At 65.7% G+C, this 14151-nt stretch carries 18 protein-coding genes; 7 read left to right on the top strand and 11 right to left on the bottom strand.

All coding sequences use genetic code 11. The features are described from left to right. The first annotated feature begins 40 nt into the window (after positions 1 to 40). Both OD997_RS17755 and OD997_RS17750 read left to right on the top strand, forming a co-directional pair. Complete coding sequence (locus OD997_RS17755) at positions 41 to 319, top strand: hypothetical protein (protein WP_434332870.1); 279 nt, start codon at positions 41 to 43, stop codon at positions 317 to 319. A 145-nt stretch (positions 320 to 464) separates the two neighbouring features. Continuing rightward, a complete protein-coding gene (locus OD997_RS17750) occupies positions 465 to 1586 on the top strand; it encodes a fatty acid desaturase family protein (protein WP_434332950.1) in 1122 nt (373 codons plus the stop codon). 78 nt (positions 1587 to 1664) lie between these two features. Here OD997_RS17750 and OD997_RS17745 read toward each other — a convergent pair whose 3' ends face one another. The 4 genes from OD997_RS17745 to OD997_RS17730 form a co-directional block, all read right to left on the bottom strand. Continuing rightward, positions 1665 to 2504 carry an ABC transporter permease gene (locus tag OD997_RS17745; protein ID WP_434332869.1) on the bottom strand — a complete coding sequence of 280 codons (840 nt, stop codon included), beginning with the start codon at positions 2502 to 2504 and terminating at the stop codon, positions 1665 to 1667. Beyond that, positions 2501 to 3406: an ABC transporter ATP-binding protein gene (locus tag OD997_RS17740; RefSeq protein ID WP_434332868.1), complete on the bottom strand. Its 906-nt coding sequence runs from the start codon at positions 3404 to 3406 to the stop codon at positions 2501 to 2503. The genes OD997_RS17745 and OD997_RS17740 overlap by 4 nt, the downstream gene beginning before the upstream one ends. Positions 3407 to 3516: 110 nt before the next feature. After that, complete coding sequence (locus tag OD997_RS17735) at positions 3517 to 4965, bottom strand: cell division initiation protein (RefSeq protein ID WP_434332867.1); 1449 nt, start codon at positions 4963 to 4965, stop codon at positions 3517 to 3519. 151 nt (positions 4966 to 5116) lie between these two features. Further along, entirely contained in the window at positions 5117 to 5620 is a 504-nt protein-coding gene (locus OD997_RS17730; protein WP_434332866.1) for a hypothetical protein, read from the bottom strand. 72 nt (positions 5621 to 5692) lie between these two features. Between OD997_RS17730 and OD997_RS17725 the strand changes: the two genes are divergently transcribed. Then, positions 5693 to 6427 carry a DUF2071 domain-containing protein gene (locus OD997_RS17725; RefSeq protein ID WP_434332865.1) on the top strand — a complete coding sequence of 245 codons (735 nt, stop codon included), beginning with the start codon at positions 5693 to 5695 and terminating at the stop codon, positions 6425 to 6427. Here the strand turns inward: OD997_RS17725 and OD997_RS17720 are convergent. From OD997_RS17720 to OD997_RS17705, 4 genes are all read right to left on the bottom strand, one after another. Further along, positions 6408 to 7328, bottom strand: a complete 921-nt coding sequence (locus OD997_RS17720; protein ID WP_434332864.1) for an AEC family transporter — start codon at positions 7326 to 7328, stop codon at positions 6408 to 6410. The two genes, OD997_RS17725 and OD997_RS17720, sit on opposite strands and share 20 nt — an antisense overlap. A 311-nt stretch (positions 7329 to 7639) precedes the next feature. Continuing rightward, complete coding sequence (locus OD997_RS17715; RefSeq protein WP_434332863.1) at positions 7640 to 8263, bottom strand: GntR family transcriptional regulator; 624 nt, start codon at positions 8261 to 8263, stop codon at positions 7640 to 7642. Between the two features lie 71 nt (positions 8264 to 8334). Further along, the gene (locus tag OD997_RS17710; protein ID WP_434332862.1) at positions 8335 to 8643 is read right to left on the bottom strand and encodes a hypothetical protein; all 309 of its coding nucleotides are present in this window, start codon (positions 8641 to 8643) and stop codon (positions 8335 to 8337) included. 177 nt (positions 8644 to 8820) lie between these two features. After that, positions 8821 to 9540, bottom strand: coding sequence for a helix-turn-helix domain-containing protein (locus OD997_RS17705; protein WP_434332861.1), 720 nt, complete (start codon positions 9538 to 9540; stop codon positions 8821 to 8823). Between the two features lie 84 nt (positions 9541 to 9624). Between OD997_RS17705 and OD997_RS17700 the strand changes: the two genes are divergently transcribed. From OD997_RS17700 to OD997_RS17685, 4 genes are all read left to right on the top strand, one after another. After that, entirely contained in the window at positions 9625 to 9822 is a 198-nt protein-coding gene (locus OD997_RS17700) for a helix-turn-helix transcriptional regulator (protein ID WP_376128865.1), read from the top strand. A gap of 212 nt (positions 9823 to 10034) precedes the next feature. Beyond that, complete coding sequence (locus OD997_RS17695) at positions 10035 to 11093, top strand: DUF3631 domain-containing protein (RefSeq protein WP_434332949.1); 1059 nt, start codon at positions 10035 to 10037, stop codon at positions 11091 to 11093. A gap of 93 nt (positions 11094 to 11186) precedes the next feature. Then, positions 11187 to 11573 carry a plasmid mobilization relaxosome protein MobC gene (gene mobC, locus OD997_RS17690; protein WP_434332860.1) on the top strand — a complete coding sequence of 129 codons (387 nt, stop codon included), beginning with the start codon at positions 11187 to 11189 and terminating at the stop codon, positions 11571 to 11573. Beyond that, complete coding sequence (locus tag OD997_RS17685) at positions 11549 to 11842, top strand: ParB family protein (RefSeq protein WP_376128860.1); 294 nt, start codon at positions 11549 to 11551, stop codon at positions 11840 to 11842. The genes mobC and OD997_RS17685 overlap by 25 nt, the downstream gene beginning before the upstream one ends. On the opposite strand, the gene OD997_RS17680 is transcribed toward OD997_RS17685, so the two are convergent. The 3 genes from OD997_RS17680 to OD997_RS17670 form a co-directional block, all read right to left on the bottom strand. After that, positions 11769 to 12272 (bottom strand): hypothetical protein, encoded by a 504-nt coding sequence (locus OD997_RS17680; protein WP_434332859.1) that lies wholly within the window; start codon positions 12270 to 12272, stop codon positions 11769 to 11771. The genes OD997_RS17685 and OD997_RS17680 overlap by 74 nt on opposite strands. Before the next feature lie 45 nt (positions 12273 to 12317). Beyond that, positions 12318 to 12875, bottom strand: a complete 558-nt coding sequence (locus OD997_RS17675) for a recombinase family protein (RefSeq protein ID WP_120227538.1) — start codon at positions 12873 to 12875, stop codon at positions 12318 to 12320. A gap of 193 nt (positions 12876 to 13068) precedes the next feature. Beyond that, a complete protein-coding gene (locus tag OD997_RS17670) occupies positions 13069 to 14004 on the bottom strand; it encodes a PfkB family carbohydrate kinase (RefSeq protein ID WP_434332858.1) in 936 nt (311 codons plus the stop codon). Positions 14005 to 14151 lie beyond the last annotated feature (147 nt).

Raw genomic sequence — 14151 nt, 5'->3', positions numbered from 1 at the left:
AGCGCGTGCCCGTCACACAGCAATGAGTATGACCATGAGCATGACCACTTTTCCTCCTTCCGATCCGTTGACCTGGAAACAGGCCGACACCGACGTGCACGTCGCGACCCGCGCCGGCGAATTCGCCGGTTTCGTCGAGTTCGACGGCACCACCCACCTCGCCCGCGATCAGCGGGGTACGGAGCTCGGCTCGTTCGAGTCCCTCGACGATGCCCGCGACGCCCTGGAGGGCGCGAACACGCCTGAACGGCGCCCGTCGGCGTTCTCGCGGCGGCTGCGTCAGGTGCTGCGGCGCGGCCCGCATCGGGCGCGCGCCTGACCATCGCCTGTGACGTGCCACAGAGTCGTCACAGAGTCCGCGACGTATTCCCCACAGCGCATGTGCGGGGGGTTATGTTGAGGTAAGCGTTGGGCGATCTGCCTTGGGCTTTCCACAGCTCAAGGGCTCCAATCGACAGGAGAGCATCATCTCCATTGCACAGGTCGAAAAGACCGCAGCCACCCTCGGCCCCGTACGTCAGACGTATTCGGGCAACGCAGACATCCCGCCGATGACTCACGCCTACAAGCAGGTGTCGCAGGTCATCCGCGAGACCGGCCTGCTGCAGCGCGCCGGATGGTTCTACATCTTCGTCGCCGCCGGCATCGCCGTGGCCCTCGGTGGAGTCATCACCGGCTTCATCCTCCTCGGTGACAGCTGGTTCCAGCTCCTGATGGCCGGCGCGCTGGGCATCATCCTCACCCAGGTGGCGTTCCTCGCCCATGAGGCCGCCCATCGCCAGATCCTCTCGACGGGCCCGGCGAACTTCCGTCTCGCCCGCATCCTCGCCGCAGGCGTGGTCGGAATCAGCTACTCCTGGTGGGACTCCAAGCACACCAAGCACCACGGAAACCCGAACCAGGTGGGCAAGGACCCCGACATCGAGGTCGACACGATCTCGTTCCTCGAGACGGATGCTGCGCAGTCGCGCGGCCTGGTCCGCCTCATCACGCGCAAGCAGGGTTGGTTCTTCTTCCCGCTGCTGACGCTCGAGGGCCTGAACCTCCACTACCTCGGCGTCAAGCACCTCGTGACCAGCAAGAAGGCCAAGGGACGCTGGATCGAGCTCGGGCTCATCGCCCTCCGCTTCGCGATCGTGCTCGTCCCGGTCTTCCTGATGCTGCCGCTCGGCATGGCATTCGCCTTCATGGGTGTGCAGCTCGCCGTCTTCGGCGTCTACATGGGCGCCTCGTTCGCGCCGAACCACAAGGGCATGCCGATCATCGACCCGAGCGCTCGTCTCGACTTCTTCTCGAAGCAGGTGCGCACCTCGCGCAACATCCGCGGCGGATGGTGGGCCACCTGGCTCATGGGCGGGCTCAACTACCAGGTCGAGCACCACCTGTTCCCGAACATGCCCCGCCCGCACCTCTCGAAGGCCCGCGAGGTCGTTCGCGACTACTGCGCAGCCAACAACGTGCCGTACACCGAGACCAGCCTCGGCCGGTCGTACGCGATCGTCATCCAGTACCTCAACCGCGTCGGGCTCGCCGCCGGAGCCGATCCGTTCGACTGCCCCGCTGCCGCGCAGTTCGTCCGCGCGTAAACCTCTCGCGGCTCACGAGCCGTCCTCCGCATCGAACGGCCCCATCCTCCGGGATGGGGCCGTTCGCGTGCCGGGCCGTCAGTTGCGTCTGATCCAGCGGAACGTCGCGCGACTGAGGATGAAACCCGCCACGAGCCATGCGGTGAGGGCGATCGCCACGAAGCCGAGCTCCCACGATCCGCTCGGCTCGGCCGCCGAGAACGACTCGGGCAGTATCGCCGCGCGCATTCCCTGAGCCATCCACTTCAGGGGGAAGACCGCAGCGACGTTCTGCAGCCATTCCGGCAGTGCGGTGAAGGCGATATAGACGCCGGAGATGAACTGCAGCAGCAGCACGACCGGGATCACCACCGCAGAGGCGGTCTTTCCGGATCGGGGCACGGCCGAGAGCGCGATGCCGAGGAGAGTGCACGAGAGCAGCCCGAGCACGAAGACCCAGGCGAAGCGCCCCCAGGCCTCGGGATCGGAAGGCAGCTCCACCTGATACAGAACCACCGCGACGACCAGCAGGAGGGTGATCTGCAGAATCGTGGTGACGAAGACCTCGCCGACCTTCCCGATGAAGTACGTGGCGGGTGAGATCGGAGTGCTGCCCAGCCGCTTGAGGGTGCCATCGCTCTTCTCCACTGCGATCTCGATCGACAGCCCCTGCATGCCCGACAGGAAGATGCCTCCCGCCACGAGACCGGGAAGGTAGTACGTCGCCATGCTGATCCTGTCGGCACCCTCGCCGATGTCGCCCGTGAAGATCGTCGCGAAGATGAGGTACATCAGCGTCGGGAACAGGAAGGTGAAGAAGACCTGGTCGCTGGCGCGGAAGTACTGACGCAGTTCGAACGGGATGCGGCGGACCCCGAGGCGGATGGTCCGAGCGAGCCCGAATCCCTGGGTGGCGGTCGTGGCGGTCGTGGTGCTCATGCGGACTCCCTCGCATCGGCCCGCAGGTCGTCGACCGTCGGATCGGCATCGGCGCCGACTCCATGCTCGCGGATGAGGCCGAGGTAGATGTCCTCGAGCGTGGGACGCACCACCTCGAGGCTGTCCGGCTCGCCGTTCGAGCGCTGGAGCTCGGAGACGACCGCACCGGGAGTCGTGGTGCGCTGTTCCTGGCGCACCCCCGCGGCATCCCTCCACCGCACCATCGGCGTCCGCGCCTCGGGTCCGCCGATCTCATCGATCCGACCGATGGCCACGATCCGACCGTCCGTGATCACCGCAGCTCGATCGCCCAGACGCGCCGCCTCGTCGAGGTAGTGGGTCGTCAGCAGGATGCTGGTGCCCTCCGCCTTCAGTGTGCGGATGAGCTGCCAGAACTGCTGCCGCGCCTCGGGGTCGAAACCCGTCGTCGGCTCATCGAGGAACAGCAGTTCTGGTCGGCCGATGATCCCGAGGGCGACGTCGAGACGTCGTTGCTGACCGCCCGACAGTTTGCCCGCTCTCGATCGCTGCTTGTGCTCGAGCCCCACTGCGGCGATCACCTCGTCGACCGAGCGAGGGTCGGGGTAGTACCCGGCGAACTCGGTGAGCAGTTCGCGCACGGTGAAGTTCCCGGCCTCGCCGGTGGACTGCAGCACGATTCCGAGTCGCGCCTTCCACGCCAGACCGCCGCGCTGGGGATCGACCCCGAGCACGCGTACGTCACCGGAGGTGCGGTGTCGATAGCCCTCGAGGATCTCGATGGTCGTCGACTTGCCCGCGCCGTTTGGGCCGAGGAGGGCGAAGGTCTCTCCACGGCGGATGTCGAAGCTGATGCCGTCGACCGCGACGGCGCCGCCGTACTCTTTGCGGAGGTCTCGCACCTCGATCACGCTGTCTGTCATAGGTACAGCGTGCACGCTGAAGGGCCGGAGCGATAGCCGGGGTAGGCCACGAAACGGGGGCGTGTGCGGATATCCGCCCACGCCCCCGTTCGTCAGTCAGGAGAGGATGCTCAGCGCGATGCCTTCTCGTCGGACTCGACGACCTCGATCGTGATCTTGCCGTCGATGGTCTCGGCGTCGTCGTCGAGCAGCTCGTCGTCCAGTGCCTCGTCGCCGCGGAACTCCGACGCCGGCTCATCGGTCGCATCCGTGTCATCGGCCTCGGTGTCGTCGATCAGCTCGGCGTCGACGGTGTCGACGCCATCGAGGTCGGCGTCCTCGTCGGCCTCCGCTGCGGTCGCGACGGTTCCGAGGGTCGGCGCCTCATCGCTGAAGATGCCGTCGGGGCGGATCAGCTCGCGCACCTCGGCCATGAAGCTGGCGAGCTGCTGCTGCTGCCAGCGCAGCTGCCTGGCCTGGTCCTCGGCATCGCGCAGCACCGTGGAGGTGTGGCTCGTGACGGAATCGACGATCTTCTGCGACTTCACGCGGGCGCGGTCGAGGGTGTCGCGCGCCCGCACCTGGGCATCCGCTTCGATGGTCTGCGCCTGCGAGCGCATCAGGCGCTCGTAGTCGTCTGCCTTGCCCGAGATGCGCTGTGCGTGATCGAGCGATGCGGCGACCTGCTCGTTCGCGTCGGTGGTGATGCGCTCGGCGTGGGCGACGGCCTGGTTGTGCAGCACCAGGAACTCCTGCTGCGCGTCGTCCTGGCGGCGGGTGAGGGTCTCCTCGAACTCGAGCACGCGCGCGTTCATCTCGCGCACTTCGCGCTCGGCGTCCGCGCGCAGCTGCGTGGTCTCCCGAGTGACGAGGGAGCGCAGCGCCGCCGCACCCTTCTCGGCCTCGGTGCGGATGGCCGTGGCCTCCTGCGTCGCCTGGTGCACCTTCTCGGCCGCGTGCGCCGCCTCGCGCTCGAGCGTGGCCTCGTGCGCGGTGTACTCGGTGTCGATCTTGAGGCGCACCTGATCGGCGTCGTGCTGCGCCTGCGCGATGATGCGCGTGACGTCGGCGTCGGCCTCGGCGCGCTGCGTCGTGACCTCTTCGCGAGCGGCGGCCATCAGACGGTCGGCCTGCACCGCGGCGTTCTGGATGAGCACGTTCGCCTGCTCCTCGGCGACGCGGAGGATGGCTTCGAACTGCTCGCGCGACGGCGCTTCCTGCCCGTCTGCGCGGGGCGTGTCGACGAGTTCGTTGGTGAGGGTGGCGACCTGTGCCTCGGTCTCGGCTGCCTTCGCCTTCGCGGTGAGCAGCTCGGCCTCGAGCTCTTCGCGAGCGATGCGCTCCTCGTCGCGGAGAGCCTCGACGGCATCCTCGTGACGCGCCTCGGTCGCTGCGAGATCGGCCTTCGCCTGCTGCAGCTGGTTGCGCAGCGTGCTGAGGGCCGAGTCGACCTCGGCCTTGTCGTAGCCGCGGAACGAGGCGGTGAAGCCGGACTGCTCGCGCGGGTTCTCGCGGGGCGTCTCTTCGATGAGCTTGTCGAAGAAGTCGGGGGTGCGGTCGTTGTCGGGTGATGCACTCATGGGTCAGCCTTTCCGGCGCAGGTCACAGGGACTGAGGACTGTGATGAGAAGTGGTGCCGTCGCTGTCCGGCTGGAGGGCGTGTCGGGGCGTCATCGGCAATACCACAGCCTAGTTGCGACGGCTGTGAGATGCACCCGGTCCTGGCATCGACTACTCGAGCGACCAGGCGCCGGAGGCGTCGTCGCGGCGGTGGCGCAGTGCAGGCCCCGCGGTGATGGCGACGCCGCGAGCGCTCGCCGCGGAGGTGACGCGGGAGCGCAGGTCCGCCCAGAACTCCGTGGTCTGCGGCATCCCCAGATACTCCCGGAACCGTTCGATCTGCACGCGAGTGCCGTCCGGGTCCTCGACGAGGCGGACGAGGGAGTCATCGGGTTCGACGAATCGGATGCCGTAGTCACCGTCCGCGAGCACCGTGAACTTCCGGGGCTGCTGCAGTACGACGCCGTCCATGATCTCGCGCGCGACGGGTTCGGGCGCGTGAAGCACGACCGTGGAGCCGAGCTCACCGAGGATCTCTTCGAGGCGGGATGCGGTGACGCGCTGCTCCGTCCGCTCTCCGGCCGACCGGCTCGCACGCCGGATCCATCGGGGCAGGAAGATCGCCAGCACGATGACGGCGACGATCAGCGCGATGAAGAAGAGCGGGTTGTCCACGCGTCCAACCTACGGGGCGGGCGTCGACGAGCACCCCTTGGAGGAATTTAGCTACAGTGCTAGATTCGGAACATGTCGATCATCCGCGATGTCCGGGCACAGCTCCGCAGGCGACTCCTCATCAGCTACCGCGTCGACCCGGTGGTCGCCGCCACGCTGCTGCCCGACGGCTTCCGACCGCAGATCGTCGGCGGATCTGCGCTCGCCGGGGTGTGCGTCCTGGGGCTGGAATCGATCCGGCCGAGCTGGGTCGATCGCCGGTGGGGCCTCCGCTCCGAGAATGCCGCGCATCGGATCGCCGTCGAGCGGGACGGCCCGGAGGGCGTCGAGCAGGGCGTCTTCATCTTCGAGCGGCATAGTTCGGCGTGGCATCCGGTCCTGTTCGGCGGGCGGATGTTCCCTGGCGTCCATCGCAGAGCGCGATTCCGCATTCGGGAGTCGGGCGACCGCTACGCACTCACGATGCAGGCAGGGGCGCACAGTCTCGATACTGACGTGGAGGTGGGCGGCGAGTGGACGAGCGGGGTCTTCGCCTCTGTCGACGAGGCGTCGGACTTCTACCGAGCGGGTCGCGTCGGGTGGTCGCTGGGCCACGACGGACGAACCGTCGAGCCGGTGGCCCTGTCGACGGACGAGTGGAAGGTCGAGGGCGCGCAGCTGCATCACCTGCGGTCATCGTTCTTCGATGCGCTTCCCGAGGGATCATCGATCTTCGACAGCGTGGTCGTGATGCGGGATCTCCCACTGGTGCTCACGGATGCCCGGGGGCTCGCGGATGCCGAGAGGCTCAGCCCAGCACGAACATGATGAGGATCAGCACCGGGAGGCATCCGAGCGTCGTGAGGAACACCGTGTCGCGCGAGATCGTCTCGCCGATGTCGTACCGCTGCGAGTAGTTGAAGACGTTCTGCGCGGTCGGCAGGGCGGCGAGGATGACCACGATCAGCACCTCGGTCGACGACAGCCCGAACACGAACTCCGCGACGACCCACGCGATCAGAGGCATCGCGATGAGCTTGAGCACCGTGGCGAGGATGATGTCCCGGCGGTGGCCCAGAGCGCCGAGCACCCGCTGGCCGTGCAGGGAGATGCCGTAGCTGATGAGCAGCACCGGCACCGCTGCGTCGGCGATGAGCTGCGCGGGCTCCATGACGATCGGGGGAACCGTGATGCCGAGCACCGAGACGAGTGTCCCGAGCAGCGAGGCGATGATGATCGGGTTCGTCGCCGTGCGCACGAGCGTCTTGCGCAGCGACACCCTGTCGCTGGTGACCGCGTCGAGGATCGTGAGCGAGATCGGTGTGAACACCAGCAGCTGCATGAGTACGACGGGCGCGGGGTAGGCGGCGCTGCCGAGCAGGTAGAGGGACAGCGGGATGCCGATGTTGTTCGAGTTGACCTGGCCGGCAGACAGGGCGCCGATCAGCGTCTCGCCGACGGGTCGCTTCCACCAGAAGCGCGCGACCAGGGCATAGACCGCGATGATCGACACGGCGGCGATCGCCGAGACCGGCAGCAGTGCGGAGAACAGCATCTTCGCATCGGCGTGGGCGAGCACCGTGAAGAGCAGGAAAGGGGAGAGCACGAAGAAGATGAGGCGGCCCAGCACGTGCCGGGCGTGCGGGCCGAGCAGGTCGATCCGTCCGAGCACATAGCCGAGGGTGATCGCGACTCCCACGACGGCGAATCCGGTGAGCGTCTCGAGCATGGTTCGAGCGTATCGAGGGTCGGCTCAGGTCGTCGCCACGAGCTGAACACGCGCACATCGTGCGCGTAGCAGGTCGAGCGACTCCACGTCAACGGTCGGGCCTCGACGGGCGTCAGGAAGCCTGTCGCCCTACGCTGGCAGTACGACGAGCCGCAGTCTGCCGCTCTGCGTCGGTCGAACCAGACGGTGCCCTCGAGTTCTCTCGGTCTTGAGCGCCCACATGGGGGTGGGTACGCTTGCGGACCTTCTCAATCGGCTGCTCCGGCCCTCCCCGTTCGGGCGAGGGAGGGCCGGGACCAACACCTTCTCCGCTATTTGAAGCGGAGCATCCGCTGCACGGCCTTCACGCCGGCATTCGCGCTGCGGGCGCGCATCGCCGACTCCAGCTCTTCGAGGGAGTCCCTCGTGTCCACACGCGGTGCGCCGAGGTAGAGGTCGCGGAAGACCAGGTACCAGAAGTCGCTCAGCATCAGTCGGTACAGGTCGTTGAGAGCGCGGTCGGTGAGGAACTCGAACAGCGCGACGTGCGCCTCGATCCAGCCCTCGCCGGACTCGACCGATTCGATCGCAACCTGGATCAGCTCGCAGGCGATGACCAGGTCCGTCTCCGACAGTGCGAGCGCGGCCTCGCGGATGATCTCGCCGCCCTGAGACGCGGCGAACTCGCGGGTGATGCGGGAGCGCTCATCCGTGATGTCGGTGACCATGGAGTAGCGGTTCGCGTGCACCTCCATCAGCCCGGCGCGCGCCAGCCGCTGCACGGCCTCGCGCACTGGTGTGCGCGTCACGCCGAGGTCGTCGGCGATCGCCTTGTCGCTCAGCTTCGCGCCGGGGGCATATGTGCCGTCGGCGATGGATGTCGCGAGGCGGCGGAAGAGCTCATCCGGCCCCAGGTTCCGCTGCGCCCCAGGCGCAACGGGAAGTTCAGGTCCCATATCGGTATATTACGACGCTTAACAAAGGAAGCGCGTTTTTCATAGCGCTCTCTCACCTGTGAGGAGCAGCCTCAGGCGTCAGCGGAACGTGCCTCGCGGCTGACGCGACGATTGTGGAGGCCCAGCACGATCATCGCCGCCACGGGGCCGGCTGCGACCACCATCAGGGTCCAGTGCCACCCTTCGGTGCTGACGAACACCGCACCGAGCACGATCATCCCGGCGGTGAGGGCCCGCATCTGGATGGAGCCGTGCGGAATCTCGCGTGGTCGCCCACCGAAGGGGATGCGCACCCCGGCGTTCGCACGCAGAGTTCTGCCGAGTGCCACATGGAGCAGCACGATGCCGATGACCGCGGCGGCGATCCCGGCGATGAACATGGCTTCGACGGTATCAGGGGAGTGAGGGGGGCCGAGCCTGGGACTCTCGTCCGGAAAAGCGGAAACCCCCGCCATGTAGAAGCTAGGCGAGGGTTCCTAAGGTGACTGTAATGATCACCCTGTGGCTCCGACGGGCGTCGATCCCGTGACCTCACGATTTTCAGTCAGATTTGCGCCTCATCGCCTGGATTCCTCGGCGCTCACACTCGAGGAGTTCCGGTGATCTTTGTGATCTATGTGATCACCTCGATCGTCGTTCGCGCCGGGAGTTGTGGTCAAACTGTGGTCAAAGTGGTCAGCCGGCACGCGAACGCCACGTTGTTCCAGGAAGCTAGCCATGCGTCGAAGCTCAGCGAAGGATTCGGCCACGCGGTTGCGGAGATGCCCCAGATCGTTGAAGCCGGCGAACTTACGATTGACCTGAAGCGCCCTCGCTAGCGATTCCGTATGGTGCGCCACTTCCCGTCGTTGCATTTCATAGCTTCGAAGTGCGACCAGGGCAGCGGTTTCTTCAGGCGTCTCCGCGTTCACATCCATGAATAGTTGGTGCCCCTCGAACGGGAGGGACAGCCATTCGAGGAAGTCGATCGCGGACATCGTCGCGATCTCCTCACTGACTCCTGAAATCCCTGTCGGCTCGTAGGGACGGTGGTGGTCGACGAGGATCTGCTGTGGTGCAACGCCCAATGCTCTGGACAGCTCGAGAAGCTCGACGACTGTCAGATCGAGCTTGCGCCCCAGCTCGATGTTGCTGACGACCTTCGCGCTGAGGCGTGCGTTAGGGATAGCGGCAGCTAGCTCGCGAACGGATCGGAATCCGCGACGCAGACGCAGATCTCGGATGCGCTCACCGATCGAGCGCGCAAACGAATCTTTCCCCGATTCGGACCAATCCATCCCTCCATGGTGTCTCACACTTCAGACGTTGTCATCGTCGAAGCAAGTGCTCACAGAGAACGAGCACAACGAAACGAAGGGGACATGATCATGGATGACTCACTACTCACGCCCGCGGAAGCTGCCCTCATCGCCGGAATGACGACCGGCGCGCTGGCCCAGCTTCGCTACCTCGGCAAGGGGCCCGACTTCTACAGGCTGGGACCTCGAACGATTCGCTACGCGCGTTCTGAAGTCGTGGAGTGGATCCGCCAGAGCCGCACCACGGCGAGCGGCAGGTGACCCGGTTGGTTACTCAGATACCTGAGCTCGCGGACGCGCTCGATTCTGCTCAGCGGGCTATTCGCCGATACTGCGTTCTGCCGGACGCGGCGTCGTATGACGCAGTGACGCTGTGGGCGGCCGCATCTCACGTGGTTCCCGCCCTAGATGTTGCACCGAGGTTGGTGATCCGATCAGCCGAGAAACGATCGGGGAAGACGCGCTTGCTCGAGGTGCTGAGCCTGCTGGTCAACGACCCTGTGCGATTCGCAGACGTCAGCGTTCCGTATCTCTTCCGACGCATCGAGAAGGCAGGGGACACCCCGCCGACGTTGATGCTCGACGAAGCGGAAGCGATTTTCTCAGCGGGACGGCCGAGTGAACGCTCCGAAGCCCTCCGCGGGATCCTCAACACCGGATTCCAGCGGGGTTTCGTATACGGCCGGGTCGAGAAGCCAAACAATCAGCTGAAGGAGTATCGAGTCTTCGCCCTGGCAGCGATCGCTTCGATCGGCGCACTGCCGGACACTATCGAAGACCGAGCGATAGTACTCACTATGCGTCGGCGTTCGGGAACTGAACCCGTTGAGCAGTTCCGGCTTAGGGACGCAGGGGAGTACCTCGCCGTAGTGCGCCATCGCCTGCATCGTCTGCTCACCGACCACCAAGATGAGATAGCCGGTGTCCGCCCCGAACTGCCGGTGGAAGACCGCGCAGCTGATCTTTGGGAGCCGCTCGTCGCAGTGGCCCATCTCGCAGGAGACGAATGGATCAATCGCGCCTGGGCAGCAGCAATCACCATGGTCGAGCAAGCGCGAGAGGACGAGAGTTCCGCGAACGTCGGCTTGGCGCTTCTGGAAGCCACTCGCGAAGTACTCAACTCGTACCGCGATGGCGCATGGATCGGCAGCGTCCAGCTGGTCGAAGCCCTCAGCAAGGTGCCCGAATACCGCGATTTGGCGAGCGCGCTGGGAGTCGCGGGAGTCGCTCGGGTACTTCGTCCATACGGAGTCCGACCCGCCAACCATCGTGTCGGGGAGAGCGTGCGAAAGGGGTATCGACTCGTCGATCTTCGTGACGCATGGATGCGGTACCTCCCCTCTGCGCTTTCGCCCGCTACAGGAGCTACGCCGCTACTGCCGCAGAGAGATCAGGAGGAAGCAGCCACGCGACAAGCTACACAGCCGCTACGCACCGCTACCCACGAAGCGAATCGAGGGCAAGGGAATGCGGAGCATCCCGCGGCAGCCTCTGTTTCCCAAATCGAAGAGGTGACGCATGTGCGGTCATGAATCCTGCGGAGCAAGCTATACGGTTAGGGCCCCTAACTCGGCTTGTCTGTCCAGTCGAAGTTTCTCCCGTTCGCTGCGCTGGGCATGGAGAGCATGATGGTCGACCGCGCAAGCCAGAACCGCCGACGGCCGAACGCACCCGCCTCGCGTCAGATTGTTCACAAGGTGAAAGTTAACGAGGAGGAAGAGTCCGCACTGGTCGCTCGCTCCACGGAGCAAGGCGTGACCGTTGCCCGACTACTCGTCGAGTCGGCACTGTCACCCGAGCCCGGCGAGACGGCCACCGATCGAAGGAATGCCCTGGAGATGTTCTTCCGTATCGAGCGACTCATCTCGAACATCGCAAGCAACGTGAATCAGATCGCGAGAGTAGCGAACACTACGGGCAGCACCGATCTGTCATCTCTACGCGAACACCTTCAGCAAGCGAAGGCAGCGTACGAATCCATTGATCGATGCGTCGAACGGTTCTCCTTATGACCGGGACTGGGCGACCGAAGCCCAGGAAGGTCTCTTTCTACGTCGATCTATCGCTCGATGAGCGTATGCGGGCGGCCATGCTCAACACGATGGTCGCAGAAGGACACCGCTCCCTGTCGGACTTCTTGAGCAACGCCGTGCTCTACGAGCTTGCTCGTCTCGAGGCGCGGTACAACTCGGGGGAGCCATTCGTGGTCACTGCTTCGGGCTCGGTTCCTCGGGGCCGACCGCCGGCGCTTCGGGCGCGGTCGAGAAGTGTCGGCGACTGAACACGGTCTCGTAGATGTCGTCACTGATGAGGCCGCGGCGCGCCGCGTCGTCGATCTCCGACCAGGTGCCAGGCGGATCGACGATCAGCGAGTCATACCCGTCGGTATGGCCGCCTTGCACGTAGGGGAACCGCGTGAGTTCGTCCACGAGCTGCGCCTGATCGATGAACCTGGCGGCATAGCGCTGGCATATCTCGTACGGCGTCGCGCCGGAGAATCCGTCCAGAGGCATTGTCACCTTAGCGGCCGTGCGGAGTGCGCTGAGCACTGACGGCTGGGCCATCCCGAGCCATCTGGCGATCTCGCGTTGGCTGTATCCGTGCTGGTCAAACCGGCGCAGCTCGCGCCGGTAGTCCAGCTCAGCCATCTCTTTCCGATGGCGCGCGGACACCGCCGCACGGGCCCAGTCCGGAACCTCTGAGATCGCCATATCTATCACCCCTGATAGGGAATTCTATCTCGTCCATAGTGATCACTATCGGACGAGTGCTCGTCGCACGCTAGAAGTTCCGACCCCGAGCACGCGCGCGATGCTTGCCCAGCTCTGCTGCCCGGTACGCATGCGCTCGGCCTCAGCAATCCGCTCGGGCGTCATCACGCTCGGACGGCCGCCGACACGACCCTGACTGCGCGCGTAGTCGAGACCGCGGAGGGTGTTTTCCCGGATGGTATCGACGCGGAGTTGCGCGAACACCGCGACGATGCCGTAGAGAGCTCGGCCCATCGGCGTGGTCGTGTCGATCATGGGCTCGGTGAGGCTGACGAGGTTCACCTGCCGCGCGTCTAGGTCCTGCAGCGTCTCGATCAGGATGCGTTCACTACCGGCGAGACGGTCGAGACGTCGCACTTTGAGAATGTCGCCCGCTCGCAAATAGTTCAAGCACTCGAGCCATTGCGGGCGGTCCGTGGAGCGGCTCGATTCGCCGTGGTCGACGAATACCCGTTCACAGCCGGCGGCGCGCAGCTCAGCCTCCTGAGCGTCGGGGTTCTGCTCGCGCTTGGAGACTCGGGCGTACCCGACTTCGTGTGCCATGCCGAAAACGCTACAGCCGAGGTATCGGGGCGTTTAGGTTTCGGCAGGGGGTATCGGCAGGCCACGTGCCGGCGTGTCGCGCAGGTGATCACAATCGGTGGCAAGACCGTCGAAATCGATCGTTTTCGGCGGAGACATGGCGTGGAGAAGCCGGGGGGCATAGACCACCGGCTACCGGACAGTAGTTTGATGGTCAGAGTTCAGTGTGTGTGGGCGGGTTTGCGCCTGAGCGCGATGTCGTGACACCCGCGACGCGCACCGCCCACTGCCCGATCGCCCAGAGTGACGGCTCGTCGAGCCGCATCCCGCCCGGTATGCCGAGGCCCTGCCGGAACGCCTCATCGAGAATCGCTCCCATCGCTGAGTCGCCCGCGCCGATCGTGTCGGCGACGACGATCCGCGCGGCGGGCACGGTTGCCCGCGCGATGGCGGACGCAATGATTAGGCCTCTGCTTCCACGGGTCACGACTGCGAGCTGGGCGCCGAGCGAGAGCAGGCGGGTGAGCACCTCATCGAGCTGCATCCTCGGGTACAGCCACTCGGCGTCTTCGTCGCTGAGTTTGACGATCTCGCACGCCGCAGCGATTCGCTCGAAGCGCGCGAGAGCATGGTGCTCGCCGATAACAGCGGGACGGATGTTCGCGTCGACGCTGGCGGTGACTCCGGCGGGCAGCGCCTCAAGCAGATCGAGGACTGCGGAGCCGCCCGGTTCGAGGTAGATCGCGATGGATCCGGTGTGCACGTGGGCGGCCGAGGACGCGTCCGCGGCGGGCGGGTTCCAGGAAAGGTCGAATTCGTACTCGGCCGAGCCGTCCCCGCGGAGCATCGCGCGCGCGACGGAGGTGCGCTCGGAGTCGCCGTGCAGCACCTCGACCCCTGAAGCGCTGAGGTGCCCGGCGATACGCCGGCCACGAGCGTCATCGGCGATGTCGGTCACGAGAGTCGCCTTGCGTCCGAGCCGGGCCAGGGTCAGTGCGACGTTGGCGGGAGACCCACCAACGTGCTCGGTGCTCGTGCCGTCACGCTCGACGATATCGATCAGCGCCTCGCCGATGACGAGAACTCGGGGCGCAGTGCTGTCGTGAGGTCCTTTCGTATTCGTGGTGGGCATGTCGAGATCGGCAGGCATCCGGCTTTCCTTCGGTGGTGGTGACACTCACGGCAGGCGCGCGCGAAGTCGCGTCGCACCTGCCGTGTGAGGTGCCACGGTGGCTGCGCTGAGCGTCGTCCTTCTGAGCGTGTCGTGCGGCGTGGGCACTTCGCTGACTTGGTGTTG

It is taken from the genome of Microbacterium sp. CGR1 (genome assembly GCF_051062835.1).
Taxonomy (GTDB): domain Bacteria; phylum Actinomycetota; class Actinomycetes; order Actinomycetales; family Microbacteriaceae; genus Microbacterium.
Note: the sequence above shows the minus strand (reverse complement) of the source record. Positions and strands in the feature narration are given on the sequence as shown.